Annotated in this window: 13 protein-coding genes and 1 pseudogene; 6 read left to right on the top strand and 8 right to left on the bottom strand. The window is 33.3% G+C overall.

The genetic code is table 11. From position 1 onward, the window contains the following. Positions 1-14 precede the first annotated feature (14 nt). Both CD041_RS00440 and CD041_RS00435 read left to right on the top strand, forming a co-directional pair. Positions 15-1,499 carry a sucrose-6-phosphate hydrolase gene (locus CD041_RS00440; protein ID WP_070648267.1) on the top strand — a complete coding sequence of 495 codons (1,485 nt, stop codon included), beginning with the start codon at positions 15-17 and terminating at the stop codon, positions 1,497-1,499. Continuing rightward, positions 1,500-2,474 (top strand): carbohydrate kinase family protein, encoded by a 975-nt coding sequence (locus CD041_RS00435; protein WP_070544733.1) that lies wholly within the window; start codon positions 1,500-1,502, stop codon positions 2,472-2,474. A 91-nt stretch (positions 2,475-2,565) separates the two neighbouring features. On the opposite strand, the gene agrA is transcribed toward CD041_RS00435, so the two are convergent. From agrA to CD041_RS00405, 6 genes and pseudogenes are all read right to left on the bottom strand, one after another. Then, positions 2,566-3,282 (bottom strand): quorum-sensing response regulator AgrA, encoded by a 717-nt coding sequence (gene agrA, locus CD041_RS00430; protein ID WP_002461418.1) that lies wholly within the window; start codon positions 3,280-3,282, stop codon positions 2,566-2,568. A gap of 12 nt (positions 3,283-3,294) precedes the next feature. Next, positions 3,295-4,583, bottom strand: a pseudogene (agrC, locus tag CD041_RS00425) (quorum-sensing sensor histidine kinase AgrC). 21 nt (positions 4,584-4,604) lie between these two features. Beyond that, positions 4,605-4,748 (bottom strand): cyclic lactone autoinducer peptide AgrD, encoded by a 144-nt coding sequence (gene agrD, locus CD041_RS00420; protein WP_002477921.1) that lies wholly within the window; start codon positions 4,746-4,748, stop codon positions 4,605-4,607. A 2-nt stretch (positions 4,749-4,750) separates the two neighbouring features. Beyond that, positions 4,751-5,317 (bottom strand): accessory gene regulator AgrB, encoded by a 567-nt coding sequence (locus tag CD041_RS00415; protein WP_176744568.1) that lies wholly within the window; start codon positions 5,315-5,317, stop codon positions 4,751-4,753. A 627-nt stretch (positions 5,318-5,944) separates the two neighbouring features. Then, positions 5,945-6,730, bottom strand: coding sequence for a carbon-nitrogen family hydrolase (locus tag CD041_RS00410; RefSeq protein ID WP_002477923.1), 786 nt, complete (start codon positions 6,728-6,730; stop codon positions 5,945-5,947). A gap of 134 nt (positions 6,731-6,864) precedes the next feature. Next, positions 6,865-7,488, bottom strand: a complete 624-nt coding sequence (locus tag CD041_RS00405; protein ID WP_062077860.1) for a nitroreductase family protein — start codon at positions 7,486-7,488, stop codon at positions 6,865-6,867. A 193-nt stretch (positions 7,489-7,681) separates the two neighbouring features. On the opposite strand from CD041_RS00405, the gene CD041_RS00400 reads away from it, so the two are divergent. Next, positions 7,682-9,190: an SdrH family protein gene (locus tag CD041_RS00400; RefSeq protein ID WP_080606543.1), complete on the top strand. Its 1,509-nt coding sequence runs from the start codon at positions 7,682-7,684 to the stop codon at positions 9,188-9,190. A gap of 541 nt (positions 9,191-9,731) precedes the next feature. Here the strand turns inward: CD041_RS00400 and mroQ are convergent. Further along, complete coding sequence (gene mroQ / locus CD041_RS00395; protein WP_002461411.1) at positions 9,732-10,472, bottom strand: intramembrane glutamic endopeptidase MroQ; 741 nt, start codon at positions 10,470-10,472, stop codon at positions 9,732-9,734. Positions 10,473-10,652: 180 nt separating this feature from the next. Here mroQ and groES point away from each other — a divergent pair, with 180 nt between their 5' ends. Both groES and groL read left to right on the top strand, forming a co-directional pair. Then, positions 10,653-10,937: a co-chaperone GroES gene (gene groES / locus CD041_RS00390; protein ID WP_002461410.1), complete on the top strand. Its 285-nt coding sequence runs from the start codon at positions 10,653-10,655 to the stop codon at positions 10,935-10,937. 59 nt (positions 10,938-10,996) lie between these two features. Beyond that, positions 10,997-12,619: a chaperonin GroEL gene (groL, locus tag CD041_RS00385; RefSeq protein WP_002461409.1), complete on the top strand. Its 1,623-nt coding sequence runs from the start codon at positions 10,997-10,999 to the stop codon at positions 12,617-12,619. Positions 12,620-13,162: 543 nt separating this feature from the next. Here the strand turns inward: groL and CD041_RS00380 are convergent. Next, positions 13,163-14,449, bottom strand: coding sequence for an aminotransferase class I/II-fold pyridoxal phosphate-dependent enzyme (locus CD041_RS00380; RefSeq protein WP_080606544.1), 1,287 nt, complete (start codon positions 14,447-14,449; stop codon positions 13,163-13,165). A gap of 183 nt (positions 14,450-14,632) precedes the next feature. On the opposite strand from CD041_RS00380, the gene CD041_RS12460 reads away from it, so the two are divergent. Then, positions 14,633-14,731, top strand: a complete 99-nt coding sequence (locus CD041_RS12460; protein ID WP_014533284.1) for a Trp-rich small protein — start codon at positions 14,633-14,635, stop codon at positions 14,729-14,731. The last annotated feature ends 246 nt before the right edge of the window (positions 14,732-14,977 follow it).

Below are 14,977 nucleotides of genomic sequence, written 5' to 3'. Positions count from 1 at the left end.
GATGGAGGTAAATCATGAGTGAATGGACAAGAGAACAACGCTATCAAGGTATCGATGATGTTCCTCAATCACAATTAATTGAATTGAAACAAAAAGTTGATGCTTCACATTATAGACAAACGTATCATATTCAACCTGAAACAGGACTTTTAAATGATCCTAATGGTTTAATATTTTATAATGGGACTTATTATGTATCACATCAATGGTTTCCATTAGGAGCTGTTCATGGTTTGAAATATTGGTTTAATTATACTAGTAAGGATTTAGTAAGTTTTACCCCGCACGGCCCCATTTTAGAACCAGATACTGCATACGATAGTCATGGTGTATATAGTGGAAGTGCTTTTGAATACAACGGTCAACTTTACTATATGTATACCGGAAATCATAGAGATTCAGAGTGGAATCGACACTCTAGCCAAATGTTAGCTAAAGTTGATGAGTATGGTGACGCAGTAAAGTTTGAAAAACCAGTTATTCCAGCACCACCAACGGGATATACACAACATTTTAGAGATCCAAACGTTTTTCAAAAAGATGGGCAATATTTTATGATTATCGCAGCTCAAAACGAGCAAGAAAATGCGTGCTTATTACTTTATAAAATGGAAGAACAGGTTAATGAATGGGCGTTTGTAGGTGAAATAGCGACACAGTTATCGAACTTTGGTTATATGTGGGAATGTCCGGATTTTTTCAATCTTAATCAGACTGACGTTTTACTATTTTGTCCTCAAGGTATTTCCCCTGAAGGAGAGCGCTTTAATAACATCTACCAATCAGGCTATCTACTAGGAACATTGGATATTCAAAAGCCAGCATTTGAGCATCAAGATTTTAAGGAGCTTGATTATGGATTTGATTTTTACGCACCACAAACCTTTCTAGATAAACAAGGTAATCGCATTCTCATTGGTTGGATGGGTATGCCTGATACGCACTATCCAACAGATGACGAAGGATGGGCACATTGCCTAACATTACCAAGAGTATTAACAGTTGAACATGGTAAACTTATTCAACGTCCGCTACCAGCGTTACAAAAGTTACGTCATAATGAAGAAACAGCTGAAGGGTATGCAAATAAATTCACAACAAAGTTACATCCATATGAGGGACTACATTATGAATTAATAATTGATATTCTAGAAAATGAAGCTTCCGAAGTTTATTTTGAATTGCGAACATCAAAACAACATAGCACGCTGATTACTTATAATAAACAAAGTCAGCGGTTAACATTAGATCGCAGTGATAGTGGCGCTTTACCAGAACCGGTTAAGGGAACAACAAGAAGTACGATTTTAGATACACCATTATCCCAATTACAAATATTTGTCGATACATCAAGCATAGAAATTTTCTGTAATAACGGAGAACGGGTGTTAACTTCACGGATATTCCCAGATGAGCAGGCAACAGGTATTAAAACGTCAACCGAATCAGGTCAAGTTTATTTAAAATTTACAAAATATGAGTTAAAGGATGAAAAATAAATGAGAACCCTTTATGCTATTGGAGAAGCATTGATTGATTTTATTCCAAATGTTGTTAATTCGGAATTGAAAGATGTTACAGGATTTACAAGACAAGTGGGTGGTGCACCAGCAAATGTCGCGAGCACAGTAGCGCGTCTTGGAGGGCAAGCTCATATGATAACGCAGTTGGGTCAAGATGCATTTGGTGATATTATTGTTGAAACGTTACAACAAATTGGCGTAGGGACGTCCCATATAAAACGTACTGACATCGCTAACACAGCATTAGCTTTTGTCAGTTTAAAGGAAGATGGACAGCGTGACTTTTCATTTTACAGAAAACCATCTGCAGATATGCTATATCATCCAGATAATGTTGAAGAAATTGATGTGTCATCAGAAGATATCATGCATTTTTGTTCAGTAGATTTAATAGATAGTGATATGAAACAAGCGCATTATAAACTCATTGAAAAGTTTGAAGCGCAACGTGGAACGATTATTTTTGATCCAAACGTTCGCTTACCTTTATGGAAAAATGCAGCAGATTGTAAAAAGGCAATAAATGAGTTTATTCCTAAAGCAAATATTGTCAAAGTTTCTGACGAAGAGCTTGAATTTATTACTGGTGAATCATCATTAGAAGCGGGTATTCAAGCTTTATTTAAAGGGCACGTGGAAGCGGTAATTTATACTGCAGGCTCCAATGGTGCGTCCATCTATTTGAAAAATGGTAAACATATCTATCACGAGGGATTTACAGTCAAAGCTATTGATACAACAGGTGCTGGAGATGCATTCATTGGAGCAGTTATAAGTCGCTTATTATTAGCTGAAGATACACCAGTGACACAACAGCTTGAACAAGATGGCGCAGAGATATTAGAATTTAGTAATTGTGTTGCATCAACTGTAACAACAAAATATGGTGCTATCGAAAGCATTCCAACCTTAGAAGAAGTTAAACAACAATTAAACAAAAAAACTAGCTAGAGCGTTTCTGTGAATATTAATGGGTGGTGGACAAAGTCTGATTTATTGTCAAGATTTTGTCCGCCACCCATTATTTCATGTTAACTAATAATTATATTTTTTTAACATTGCGTACTGATGCATAACAATGTTCACCATTTTTAAAATATACAACACGTTCTTTTGAATTGATTGAAGAGATATTGTGTCGATTGACAACAAAACTATTATGGCATCTAAAGAAACGATCATCGATTTGACTAATTTGTTTTAGATTACCATAAAACTCAATTTGACGATTATCTAAATGTGCAATCAATCGATGTGAATTTGTTGATGATTCAAAAAACATCACTTCATCATATTGCACATATACAGAATTACTACCGCGCTTAAGCTCTATCGTTTCAACGGTACGTTCTTTTGACAATAACTTTAAGCGCGTATGTGCGGTTTCAAGGCAATCGATAATACGAGTTTTAAGTTCGGCAGGGTCATCTTTAAAAATAAAATCCATAGCCGATACTTTGTAAACAAAAGTTAAATATGTCAGCTCACTATGACTTGTAACAAAAATTATGTTACCTATCGGATCATACTTTCTTATTTCGCTACCTAACTTGATACCGTTTATGTCAGCTTCTAATTGAATATCTAAAAAATAACAACCAACATCCTCATTTTCCTTTGACATTTTTAAAATTTCATAAGGATTATCTGTAGCTAAAGCAATTTCCATTGGTTTTTCTTCAATCATGATATAGTTATTGATGATCTCAACCATATTTTCACGTTGTTTAACATCATCTTCACAAATGTAAATCTTCATGTCTTCACGTCCTTATGGTATATTATTTAAAATTTCTACTTTTTGTATGAAATATCCATTATCAATAGTAGTATCAAGTAACGTATTTGGTGTTGCATCTGTAATTTCTTTTAAATTAGATAAACCTAAACCACGATTTTTGCCTTTAGTAGAAAAATTCTCTTGAAAAAGTTCATGAATTTTGGGCGTTGTATCGCTACATTTATTCATTACAATAAATAACACAGAATCCTCATTTTTTATAAAGGCAATGCGGATTAATGCATCTTCTAAACTTTCTGAAGCTTCAATGGCATTGTCAATGATAATGCCAATCACTCGACTTAAATCAACTGTGTTCATTTCAATATGTTCAATTAGTTCTGGAACCTCAATGCTGATGGGAATGTTTTTTCTTGGGCTTGTAAAATTTTGGTTGTCACAAGCCCTTTGATAGCACGAACCTTTAGCTTATCCGTACCATTAATTTTAATAGAATTCATTTGTAAATTGTCTTTCATCGATACAATATTATCATTAAAATATTCTCTTAAACCCGGCATATCATCTTCGCGTATAAACTCAGACATGGTAGATAAAATATTAACATAATCATGACGGAACTTACGCATTTCGTTATTAATCGATTCTATTTGCAGCGTGTACTCGTAGTATGTTTCTATCTCTTTTAAATTACGCTTATACTGCATCTCCCTATGTACAGAGAATGTAATAACGATGATAAAAATTGCAAGGAAAAACAATATTCCTACAAAAATAATCGCAAATATTTTTAAATCTTGATATTCTTGTTTAAATATTTGCGTGTATAAATAGAGCATGATCAAAGATAAAATAAGGAAAATAGATATTACTGATATGTATATTTTATTGAAATACAGATAGGTTTTTTTTAGCTTATTAATTAGAAACCTAATGAAATAAGCACAAATTATTGATATTAGAGTAAACGAAACTAATATTATTATTATTTGAACTATATAACTTAAAGAAAAATAATCAGCAATTACACTAAGGATGACAGAAATATAATTACTAACATACATAATAAGCGCAGAACCAAAGATTGCTAAAACGGAATATAAGCCTATTTTCAAATAAAAGAATATTAAACATCCAATTATCAAAAATATTAAAGACTGTCTACCTATCACGCCAAACAGTATAGTTGAAGGGATTATGATACCAAAAATGGCAAAATAATCCCTCATTTGAAATTTAATATCGGCTACTATTTTAGCAACAAATAACAACATTAAAGATTGAAAAATTGACAATGGTATACTATTTAATAAATCCATTCTTTACACACTTTCTATTAATTACTTTCTTTGTAAATCAATTAATTCTTGTGGTACTTCTGGCTCATCAAAATAAGCGTTACAAATATCTTGAGCAGAAAAGTTTCCGATAAATTCAAAAATTGCACTAATCCCTTTTGTAAATAATCCGCTTAATAAGTTCATGATTACGTTTCCTCCTTGGAAAAGAATATTGGTAATAACGTAATAGCTTCAATGCACATGCCTAAAGCTATTAATTGCATGTATGGCTCACTTACAAACAACATTAGCACCAAAAAACAGATTGAAATAAGAATGGCATTTCTTTTCTTTTTCTTTCTGAGATGGGGCAGTATGGGTTGTTTTTTAGTTGCCGCTGGTGCGTAACATATAATAATTATGAATGCGATAAATGCTAGCAAAATCATGAATGTCCAAGACACTTGAAAATGCACAATTGACCAAGGTAATGCCACAAATAAAACTAAATTTTGAATGTGGCACAACAATGATGACCTTGCGTGTGCACCATGCGCAAAACGTCTAACGAAAAAATACGTTAAGTGTGTAATTAATGTGTAAAGAAAGGTATGGAATAAAAGAGCAACACCATAAGTAACAATAGTTTTGAAAAAATTACCTAATGCGACTTGTATGCCTAGGCGTATCTTCAAAAATTGAATATGGTCTAGATTGTTTTGACGCTGCAAGTATCTAGCAAATCTTTCAATTTTTTTGTCTATCGCCTTCAAATTAGCGTCACGCTCCTTGGTATCATTATACAATTTTACGCAATTCATTTGATCATTAATGCCTAACTGTTTAATTCGCATACAAATATGTTATATATATGTTCTTTGTTTAATTTTAACATATTTAAGATACAGTTAAGAATAAAAATGAATTAGTTGAGAATTTTTAGACTATTTATGTAATTATCATGTTTTAATATAGACATATCACAGAGATGTGATAGATATTGATAAAGCTTTTTGAAAACTAATTGGATTGTAGCTACGATGAGCTTTTCAATTTTCCAACAATGATTGTAGTAAGTTGTTGGAGCTGTATATTCTCAATAATAGAAGTTATTCATTCTTAACTATGTTTTCTTCGTTAAATTGATTAATTATTGTTAAGCCATCCCAACTTAATGATAATTGATGAATTGCTAACATTGAGTTGTGTAGGGCTCAATGTAGATAATTACGCTTAGCTACTTAACTGTAGAAGGTAATTATTGTACTAGTGTTACTCTAGTCAGAAGATTTTCATAATTAATAACATCCCCAAATTATTATTGAAAATAACTGTAAAAACATTCCCTTAATAAGCGAAAAAAGTCGTGAGTCACTCCCAAACTCACGACTTTTATTTGTTTATTTGTATAAATGTGGCACTAAGCTGTCAAATACAGGTATTGCTTTACGTTGTTGTTCAACTGCATCTATATCTATAGTAACTGTAAGTTCTTTTTCGGTGGTAGATAATTCTTGAATGATTTCGCCATTAGGATTAATAACCACGGAATGTCCGGCATATTGCGTTTTTCCATCATACCCACAACCATTACATCCTATTACATACATATTATTTTCGATTGCACGTGCTTTTAGCAACACTTGCCAATGGTTAAGACGTGCACTTGGCCACTGTGCAACATAAAATGCAATTGTCGCACCGCTTCTTGCAGGATATCTTAGTAATTCAGGAAATCGTAAGTCATAACAAATCATTTGTGTCACTTTTACACCGTTTGATAATTTAAATGTTTCTGGAACATTTTTACCAGCAGTTAGGAATGCTGGTTCATCTAACATGGGAACTAAATGCATTTTGTCATATTGGTTTATCACTTTACCAGTTTTATCAATTGCAAATGCAGTATTAAATATGTGGTCATGATGCTTATTTGATACAGACCCAGCAATAATATCTACTTGATATTGTAGTGCTAAATTTTTAATAAAATCTGTACTTCTTTCTAAATCAAAATCTGCTTTTTCTTCTAGTTGCTCTAATGCATATCCATTATTCCACATTTCAGGTAGAATCACGACATCAGTGTCTTGTTGTAAAGAATTCGAAAACCATGTTTTTATTTTATGTTCATTTGCATTCACATCTGCATAAGCAACGTTAAATTGTAAAAGTTGAAGTTTCATCGTATCACTCCTTAGGTGATTGTTAAATCTAATTTACTAAAAACAATAAAGAAACGCAAAAAGAGGGCAAGGAATAATCAATTTTGATTTATTCTGCCCTCGTTTATATAAAAAGCTATTTATAATGCTATGGATTATTTTCGTACAAGAAAGCGTGCGTCGACAGGTTGAATTTCTTTTTCATTAGGTTCTTCACGCACATCTCCAAATGGCATTTGAGCCATTAATTCCCAAGTTTCGGGAATATCAAAGTCTTGATGTGTTACTGCATCAACAAGTGGATTGTAGTGTTGGAGTGAAGCACCAATACCCTTTGTACTTAGAGCAGTCCAAATCGCAAATTGATGCATTGCGTTTGCTTGTGTTGACCAAATCGCAAAATTTTCTGCATAAGAAGGCATTTGTTCTTGTAACCCTTTAACTACAGATTGATCTTCAAAATATAATATTGTACCGTAAGAATGTTTAAAGTTATCGATTTTTTGTTCAGTTGCAGTGAAGTCTCGATCAGCACCCATTTTTTCTTTTAATACAGCTTTAGTATTGTCCCAAAATTGTTTATTCTTATCATTCAATAATAAGACAATGCGTGTTGATTGTGAATTGAATGCGGAGGGCACATGTTTTATTGCTTGAGTCATAATTTGTTCTAATTCCTCATCACTAATAGAAATGCTTTCTTTTAAATTATAGACTGTACGTCTTTCTTCGATAGCATTTAGAAATGATTTTTCACTATTTTTGCTAAATAAACCCATTTTAAAAACTCCTTTGCCTTTTAATATACTTAGTATAATTGATATACTCAACGAAGTGAAATAAATTTACTTTAAAGTTTCAGAAATATTAATATTACTTTTCAATAATAATAATTAAATGCATATGTATGTAAACTTCTTTATACTAGTAAGTGAAAGAAGTCATGACATGTAGAGAGGAGGTGGAATAGAGATGACACGAAAAAAGACAAAGATCAAATATTTATCTGCAAGTTTTGCTATTGCTGTAAGCACACAGGTTATAAGTCCGCATATAACTCATGCACAGGATAATACGCTATATAACAAAGTTACTAATGAAAAATCAACGGCTCATTCAGATAATTTATCACAAGACAATAGTAACCAGAAAGATTCAGATAATACGAACCAACCAAGCAATTCGTCAAATAGTGCCAACAATGAAGGCAAAGACAACAGACCAAATAAGCCATCGGATGGTACGGATAACGGAGGCAAAGATAACAGGCCAAACAAACCATCGGATGGTACGGACAATGAAGGCAAAGACAACAAGCCAAACAAGCCATCAGATGGTACAGATAACGGAGGCAAAGATAACAAGCCAAACAAACCATCAGATGGCACGGACAATGAAGGCAAAGATAACAAGCCAAACAAACCATCGGATGGCACGGACCACGGAGGCAAAGATAACAAGCCAAACAAACCATCGGATGGCACAGACCATGGAGGCAAAGACAACAGACCAAATAAGCCATCGGATGGTACGGATAACGTAGGCAAAGATAACAAGCCAAACAAACCATCAGATGGCACGGACCATGGAGGTAAAGATAACAAGCCAAACAAACCATCAGATGGCACGGACCATGGAGGTAAAGACAACAAGCCATCCGACGGGAAGGACAATGGGAGAACATCTTCTCATCCACAGACACCAACACAAAATGGTGGTCATGGTCACAAACCAACGAATCAACCAAATAATAAAGATAACAATAATGGACAAAATAACGGTAATGGAAATCAAGGTTGGAACACATCTAATGGACAACAATCTCCTCAAAATGGAGAGAAAACAGATCATAATATCTCGGATGATTTCATTAATCAAATTAATGGACGGGGACATAATTCTGGTCGTAATTCGTCATCTTATTTTCCACGAAATCATTATGATGAGGGACCTGTTGCTAACAATCAACGTCAATCAATCATGAAACGATTTAAATCATTAGCCATTGGCTCATTTAAATATAATCCATTTATTATAGAACAGGTAAACAAACTTGGCGAGAGTGGTAACCAAGTTTCTGATCAAGATTTATATGCACTTTTTAGAAAACAAAATTTTAGTGGCAATAGTTATTTAAATTCATTACAACGTGGTTCAAATTATTTTAGATTTGAATATTTCAATCCAACAAACTCATCAAAGTACTATAAAAACTTGGATGAGCAGGTATTAGCTTTAATAACTGGAGAAATTGGTTCAATGCCTGATTTGAAAAAACCAGTTGATAAAAAAGGTGAAGATAATCATACTCAGCGTTCTGAGGATAAAATTATTTCTGCAGAAGGTGAAGACCATAAGCAAGGCATGACAGATGTTAAATTTAATCGTTTAAATGTAACGCTTATTGGAAGTATGTGTATGATCTTTGTCGCCGTAATGATTTACTGGTTCATCAATCGTCAAAAGGAAAAAGAGCAATAAATGAATAAATATTTATTTCAGTTTAGGATATAAATATTTTTGACAAATTACCAGCGCCTTATTTTTTATATTAAGTACTACTAAGACAAAGTACGAAACACTTCGCCAAGACATATAAAAGAACAGCGGGCCCCAACACAAAGACTTTCCAAAAGAAAGTCCACGAGCAACGCAAGTTGGGGTGGGGCCCCAACACAAAGACTTTCCAAAAGAAAGTCCACGAACAACGCAAGTTGGGGTGGGCCCCAACAGAGAGAATTTCGAGAGGAAATTCACCAAGCAAAGCAAGTTGGGGTGACTGAAACTGATTCCCTAAGTATGCGAACCAATAATGCGGAGTATTGAAGATAAAAGAAGCACACAGATGATTAATGTCAAACCATCTGTGTGCTATTATTTTGGAAATTATGTTCCAGCTTTACGTTTTGTATTTAAACATTTTAGAAATCGACGTAGCAAATGTTTTATCAGTTCAATTTCCTACTTTAAATGTTAAATATCCCATCCTAGCAGTAATATAAGCTTAGATGGGATTCTTTGATTAAAAAAATAAATGGAAAATAGCATTTGCTTGCGTTTGTAAATGTTTAAGCACATCGCCGAAACAAACTTGCATAATAACAACAAAACCGTTTTGCATCATATGTATCATAATTGACACTGCGATACGTTTAGTCAATACATAGGCAAGTGAAAATATCATTCCCATACCAAAGTAGACAATAATAAATGTTATGTCATTATGTGCTAGTGCAAAGAGTAATGAGCTGACAACAGATGCAATTAGAAATCGCATTACTATATTTCCTTTAAGCCTATCTAAAATTTCCCCAAATATTACTTTCCTAAAAACATATTCTTCTAGAATAGGTCCTACGATAGAAATTAATATAATAAATATTGGTGCTTGTCGAGCTATGTCCATCAATCGTTCTGTATTAGGACTGGCTTTAAGCTCACCAAAAATCCAAGTATTAATCAAACCAGCAAACATTTGATAAATCATTACGACGATAAAACCTAATAATGCGTATTGAACTAAATAACGTTTAGGTTCTTTGTAATCTGATTCGAGTTTAGTTGGATTCTTAATTACTTTTTGCAGCAAAATAATAATGATTGCTGCAATGATAAATAAAATAACTTGAATATAAATAGCAACATGCAATAGCTGTGTAGGTGACTTAATTTGAAAACTAGTTAATTTAATTATAAATACAGGTAGATATTGAGCTAGTGCATAGATGACTATTGTTAGGAAAGAAATCCAAATTCTGGACATAAAGTACCTCCAATAAATGTAAATAACACTTATTATATTGTATCTTAAAAGCAAGATTAGCACAAAAAAGAAGGAAGCTTTTTGCTTGAAATTTTGACCAACTTTGATTAATATAAAAAGTAGCTTAGCACTCTACTTGTTAAAGTGCTAAAATATTTGTCCCATTGAGGAGGAAAACACATGCTTAAACCAATAGGTAATCGTGTAGTAATTGAAAAAAAAGAACAAGAACAAACAACTAAAAGTGGCATTGTTTTAACTGATAGTGCTAAAGAAAAATCTAATGAAGGTGTAGTTATCGCGGTAGGTTTAGGTCGACAACTTGAAAATGGTCAACGTATCACTCCAGATGTTAACGAAGGGGATAGAGTTGTATTCCAAGAATATGCGGGAACTGAAATAAAACAAGGAAACGACACATATTTAATATTAAATGCTGATGATATTTTAGCAATTATAGAATAATAATATAATTTATAGAATTCAATTTTTACAGACACATATTTTAATGGAGGTTAAATAGAATGGCAAAAGATCTTAAATTTTCAGAAGACGCACGTCAAGCAATGTTACGTGGTGTGGATAAATTAGCAAATGCAGTTAAAGTAACAATAGGACCCAAAGGACGTAACGTTGTTTTAGATAAAGAATATGCTGCACCACTTATTACTAATGATGGTGTGACAATCGCAAAAGAAATTGAACTTGAAGATCCATATGAAAACATGGGGGCAAAATTAGTTCAAGAGGTAGCTAATAAAACAAATGAAATTGCTGGGGATGGAACAACAACTGCTACAGTGCTAGCACAAGCAATGATTCAAGAAGGACTTAAAAACGTAACGAGTGGTGCAAATCCAGTTGGTTTACGTCAAGGTATTGATAAAGCAGTTAAAGTAGCTATCGAAGCATTACATGATATATCACAAAAAGTTGAAAATAAAAATGAAATTGCACAAGTTGGGGCTATTTCTGCAGCAGATGAAGAGATTGGACAATATATTTCAGAAGCTATGGATAAAGTAGGTAATGATGGCGTAATAACTATTGAAGAATCTAGTGGTTTCAATACTGAACTTGAAGTTGTAGAAGGTATGCAATTTGATAGAGGTTACCAATCACCATATATGGTTACGGATTCAGATAAAATGACTGCAGAATTAGAACGTCCATATATATTAGTTACAGATAAAAAAATATCTTCATTCCAAGATATTTTACCTTTACTAGAACAAGTCGTTCAATCTAGTCGACCAATATTAATTGTTGCTGATGAAGTAGAAGGTGATGCATTAACTAATATCGTTCTAAACCGCATGCGTGGAACATTCACTGCAGTTGCTGTTAAAGCACCAGGCTTTGGTGACCGTCGTAAAGCTATGTTAGAAGATTTAGCTATTTTGACAGGTGCACAAGTGATTACTGATGACTTAGGTTTAGAACTTAAAGATGCAACGATGGATATGTTAGGTAGTGCCAATAAAGTTGAAGTAACGAAAGATAATACAACGATTGTTGATGGTGATGGAGACAATAACAATATCGATGCACGTGTTAGTCAAATTAAAGCACAAATTGAAGAAACTGACTCAGACTTTGACAAAGAAAAATTACAAGAACGTCTTGCAAAATTAGCTGGGGGCGTTGCAGTAATTAAAGTTGGCGCAGCTTCTGAGACAGAATTAAAAGAGCGTAAATTGCGTATTGAAGATGCTTTAAACTCAACTCGCGCAGCTGTAGAAGAAGGTATTGTTGCTGGTGGTGGTACAGCACTAGTTAATATCTATAAAAAAGTGAGTGATATTCAAGCAGAAGGTGATGTAGAGACAGGTATCAATATCGTCTTAAAAGCATTAACAGCACCAGTTAGACAAATCGCAGAAAATGCAGGACTAGAAGGTTCTATCATCGTTGAACGTTTAAAACATGCGGACTCTGGTGTTGGATTTAACGCTGCTACTAACGAATGGGTAAATATGTTAGAAGCTGGTATTGTTGATCCAACAAAAGTAACGCGTTCAGCTTTACAACATGCAGCAAGTGTTGCAGCAATGTTCTTAACAACAGAAGCAGTTGTAGCTAATATTCCTGAACCTGAAAGCAATAACCAACCACCAATGGGCGGCGGCATGCCAGGTATGATGTAAAATAGCGTTAAAAAGTTAAATATAGAGCCTAAGACACAATTATTATGTCTTAGGCTCTTAACTATTATATTGGTAGTAGTTTACTAGATTGAAAATAAGTTTATACCAAGCTTTTTCCGTCCTAATCAACTTTGAAAGTTAAGAACGCTAAACATTTTGATTCATTAAAAACTCCGTTCTTTTAAGCGTGCAGTATAAAATATAAAAAACAGTCTGGGACATAAAATTCTTAGACAAATAGAATTTCGAGAAGAAATTCGTCAGACAAAGCGAGTTGGGGTGGGGCCCCAACAAAAAGAAATGCGAAAAGCATTTCGTCGAACAAAGCAAGTTGGGGTGACTAAAGCTGTCCCCTAAGAAAGCGAGCCAACAATACGAAGTATTAAATCAAAAAGGAGCACTCAGATGAGTTGAATTCAATTCATCTGAGTGCTCCTTCTCTGAGATTTATGTGCCAGACTCTATTATTTAGGGGAAAATGGTCTAGCCTATATTTTTTATGAATGATATTCTAAAAAAATGTTTTTCAAATCAACGATTTCCTTATTTTAAATCTTCAATAGCTTGAGCAATCGAATTAAATACATGCGGAATATCATCTTTTTCGACACAGCTGAAGGCAACACGAATATCAGTGTCATTTAAGGCAATAATACCGATTGAATATTTATTAATTAAATGAACACGTAATTCCTCAGGATCAACACCGTTCACTTTAAGTGCCATAAAGTAGCCTGAATTAAAATCATAAGCTTGCCAATGACGTTGGTATTGTTTATCATAAACGACTTCTTTAGTTACAGCATAACGCTCTTGCAAAGTATTAATGTTTGCTTGAATTTCTTTATTAAATTGTTCATGATGTTCTAATACATATTTAATTGCGTTTTGTGATGGCATTGGTCCACTAGAAATATTACTTCTGATTAACCCTTTGACTTTAGCTTCTAATACTTGTTGAGCTGTATCATTATGAATACCAAATGTCATAAAGCCAACACGCAATCCCCATGCAAAGAATTCTTTTGTTGCACCATCTAAACGAACAGGTAAAATATTCTTGTGATTTAAAGTAGTGAGCGCTGTGAAGATAGATTGCGTATAGACATCTTCATAAAATAAACCATAATATGCATCGTCTACAACCGCAATTACTTTTGTCCCCTTATTGGCTAATGCTTCAATGGCTTCAACAATTGTTTTCACTTCTTGTTTAGTTGGTGTATAGCCAGTTGGATTATTTGGATAATTTAAAATCATAATAACCTTGTCAGAAGTGTAATGTTCTAAAGTTGATACTAATGCATCCGTAGTATAATGGCCATTATTATCAAAAATATCATAAGTATTGATATTAGCTTGATGTCTTGTATTAAAGATTAGTTTATAGTTACCCCAATTATGTGATGGCAATAAAATAGTATCATTTGTATCAACAAAGAGATCACCAATTAGTGACAAACCATGAGTAAGCGCATTTGTCACGATTGGTTTACTGATTATATGTGACTTTAAATCTGGATTTTCTTTTAACATTTTTTCTTGCCACAATGTTCTTAATCCTTCAATGCCTTGAGGTGGCGCATAAGGAAAGATTTCATCTGGTGATAAATGATTAAAGACACCATATAATTCGTTAGCATACATTTTACCGTCTTTATCTGTGGCCATTCCTATTGTGGCATTATATTTTGTAGATTTGGCATCTGCTGATTGGGAAAGAATACCTTTTGGGTAAAACATTTCTTTACCTAATTGAGACAACATGGATAAAACTTCTGGATTGTACTGATAAAGTTCATTATTTAAGTTCTGTGCTAATGGGTTCATTTATTTAACCTCACTTTAATTTATATTCATACTTATATTATCTTGAAAATTGATAAAGATAAAGTCATCTTAAAAATATAGGTAAATAAATTTCTTTAATACGAACATATGTTCTGATTTTATGTTAAAATAAGAACAGGTCATCTATCCAATGGCACTTTGCAGTTTGGGAGGTGTAGCATAATGACGTGGTGGTTAGATGTAATAACTACATTATTAACAGGTGGAATACTTGTTATTTTTCGTATTTGGTTAGAAAACAAATGGAAAGATAAAGGATGACCATACACAAAAAACCCCAAGTCTGCGGCAACAGACTTGGGGTTGTGTAGCATAATTTGTGGATACACCTATATTCTAACATTCGATTCTAATTTCATCAATATAAAAGTGTGCTATCTTATTTATAGTTATTAAAATCAGTTCATTGTTGTAGCTAAGTCTGATATAATGCTCGTGTTGAGGTGAATGAAATGAAGCATTTAACTAAAATATTTGCTATTTTAGCAATTATTCTTTTTGTTCTTG

The organism is Staphylococcus lugdunensis (genome assembly GCF_002901705.1).
Classification (GTDB): domain Bacteria; phylum Bacillota; class Bacilli; order Staphylococcales; family Staphylococcaceae; genus Staphylococcus; species Staphylococcus lugdunensis.
The sequence above is the reverse complement of the archived record's forward strand: the minus strand, read 5'-3'. Positions and strand labels throughout refer to the sequence as shown.

What these genes read in the sequence shown, in the direction of transcription:
- CD041_RS00410 (WP_002477923.1), bottom strand. Translation starts at nt 6,730, where the DNA reads ATGAAACTTCAACTTTTACAATTTAACGTTGCTTATGCAGATGTGAAT.
- groES (WP_002461410.1), top strand. Translation starts at nt 10,653, where the DNA reads ATGCTTAAACCAATAGGTAATCGTGTAGTAATTGAAAAAAAAGAACAA.
- groL (WP_002461409.1), top strand. Translation starts at nt 10,997, where the DNA reads ATGGCAAAAGATCTTAAATTTTCAGAAGACGCACGTCAAGCAATGTTA.
- agrA (WP_002461418.1), bottom strand. Translation starts at nt 3,282, where the DNA reads ATGAAGATTTACATTTGTGAAGATGATGTTAAACAACGTGAAAATATG.
- CD041_RS12460 (WP_014533284.1), top strand. Translation starts at nt 14,633, where the DNA reads ATGACGTGGTGGTTAGATGTAATAACTACATTATTAACAGGTGGAATA.
- CD041_RS00380 (WP_080606544.1), bottom strand. Translation starts at nt 14,449, where the DNA reads ATGAACCCATTAGCACAGAACTTAAATAATGAACTTTATCAGTACAAT.
- mroQ (WP_002461411.1), bottom strand. Translation starts at nt 10,472, where the DNA reads ATGTCCAGAATTTGGATTTCTTTCCTAACAATAGTCATCTATGCACTA.
- CD041_RS00440 (WP_070648267.1), top strand. Translation starts at nt 15, where the DNA reads ATGAGTGAATGGACAAGAGAACAACGCTATCAAGGTATCGATGATGTT.
- CD041_RS00405 (WP_062077860.1), bottom strand. Translation starts at nt 7,488, where the DNA reads ATGGGTTTATTTAGCAAAAATAGTGAAAAATCATTTCTAAATGCTATC.
- agrD (WP_002477921.1), bottom strand. Translation starts at nt 4,748, where the DNA reads ATGAACTTATTAAGCGGATTATTTACAAAAGGGATTAGTGCAATTTTT.
- CD041_RS00400 (WP_080606543.1), top strand. Translation starts at nt 7,682, where the DNA reads ATGACACGAAAAAAGACAAAGATCAAATATTTATCTGCAAGTTTTGCT.
- CD041_RS00435 (WP_070544733.1), top strand. Translation starts at nt 1,500, where the DNA reads ATGAGAACCCTTTATGCTATTGGAGAAGCATTGATTGATTTTATTCCA.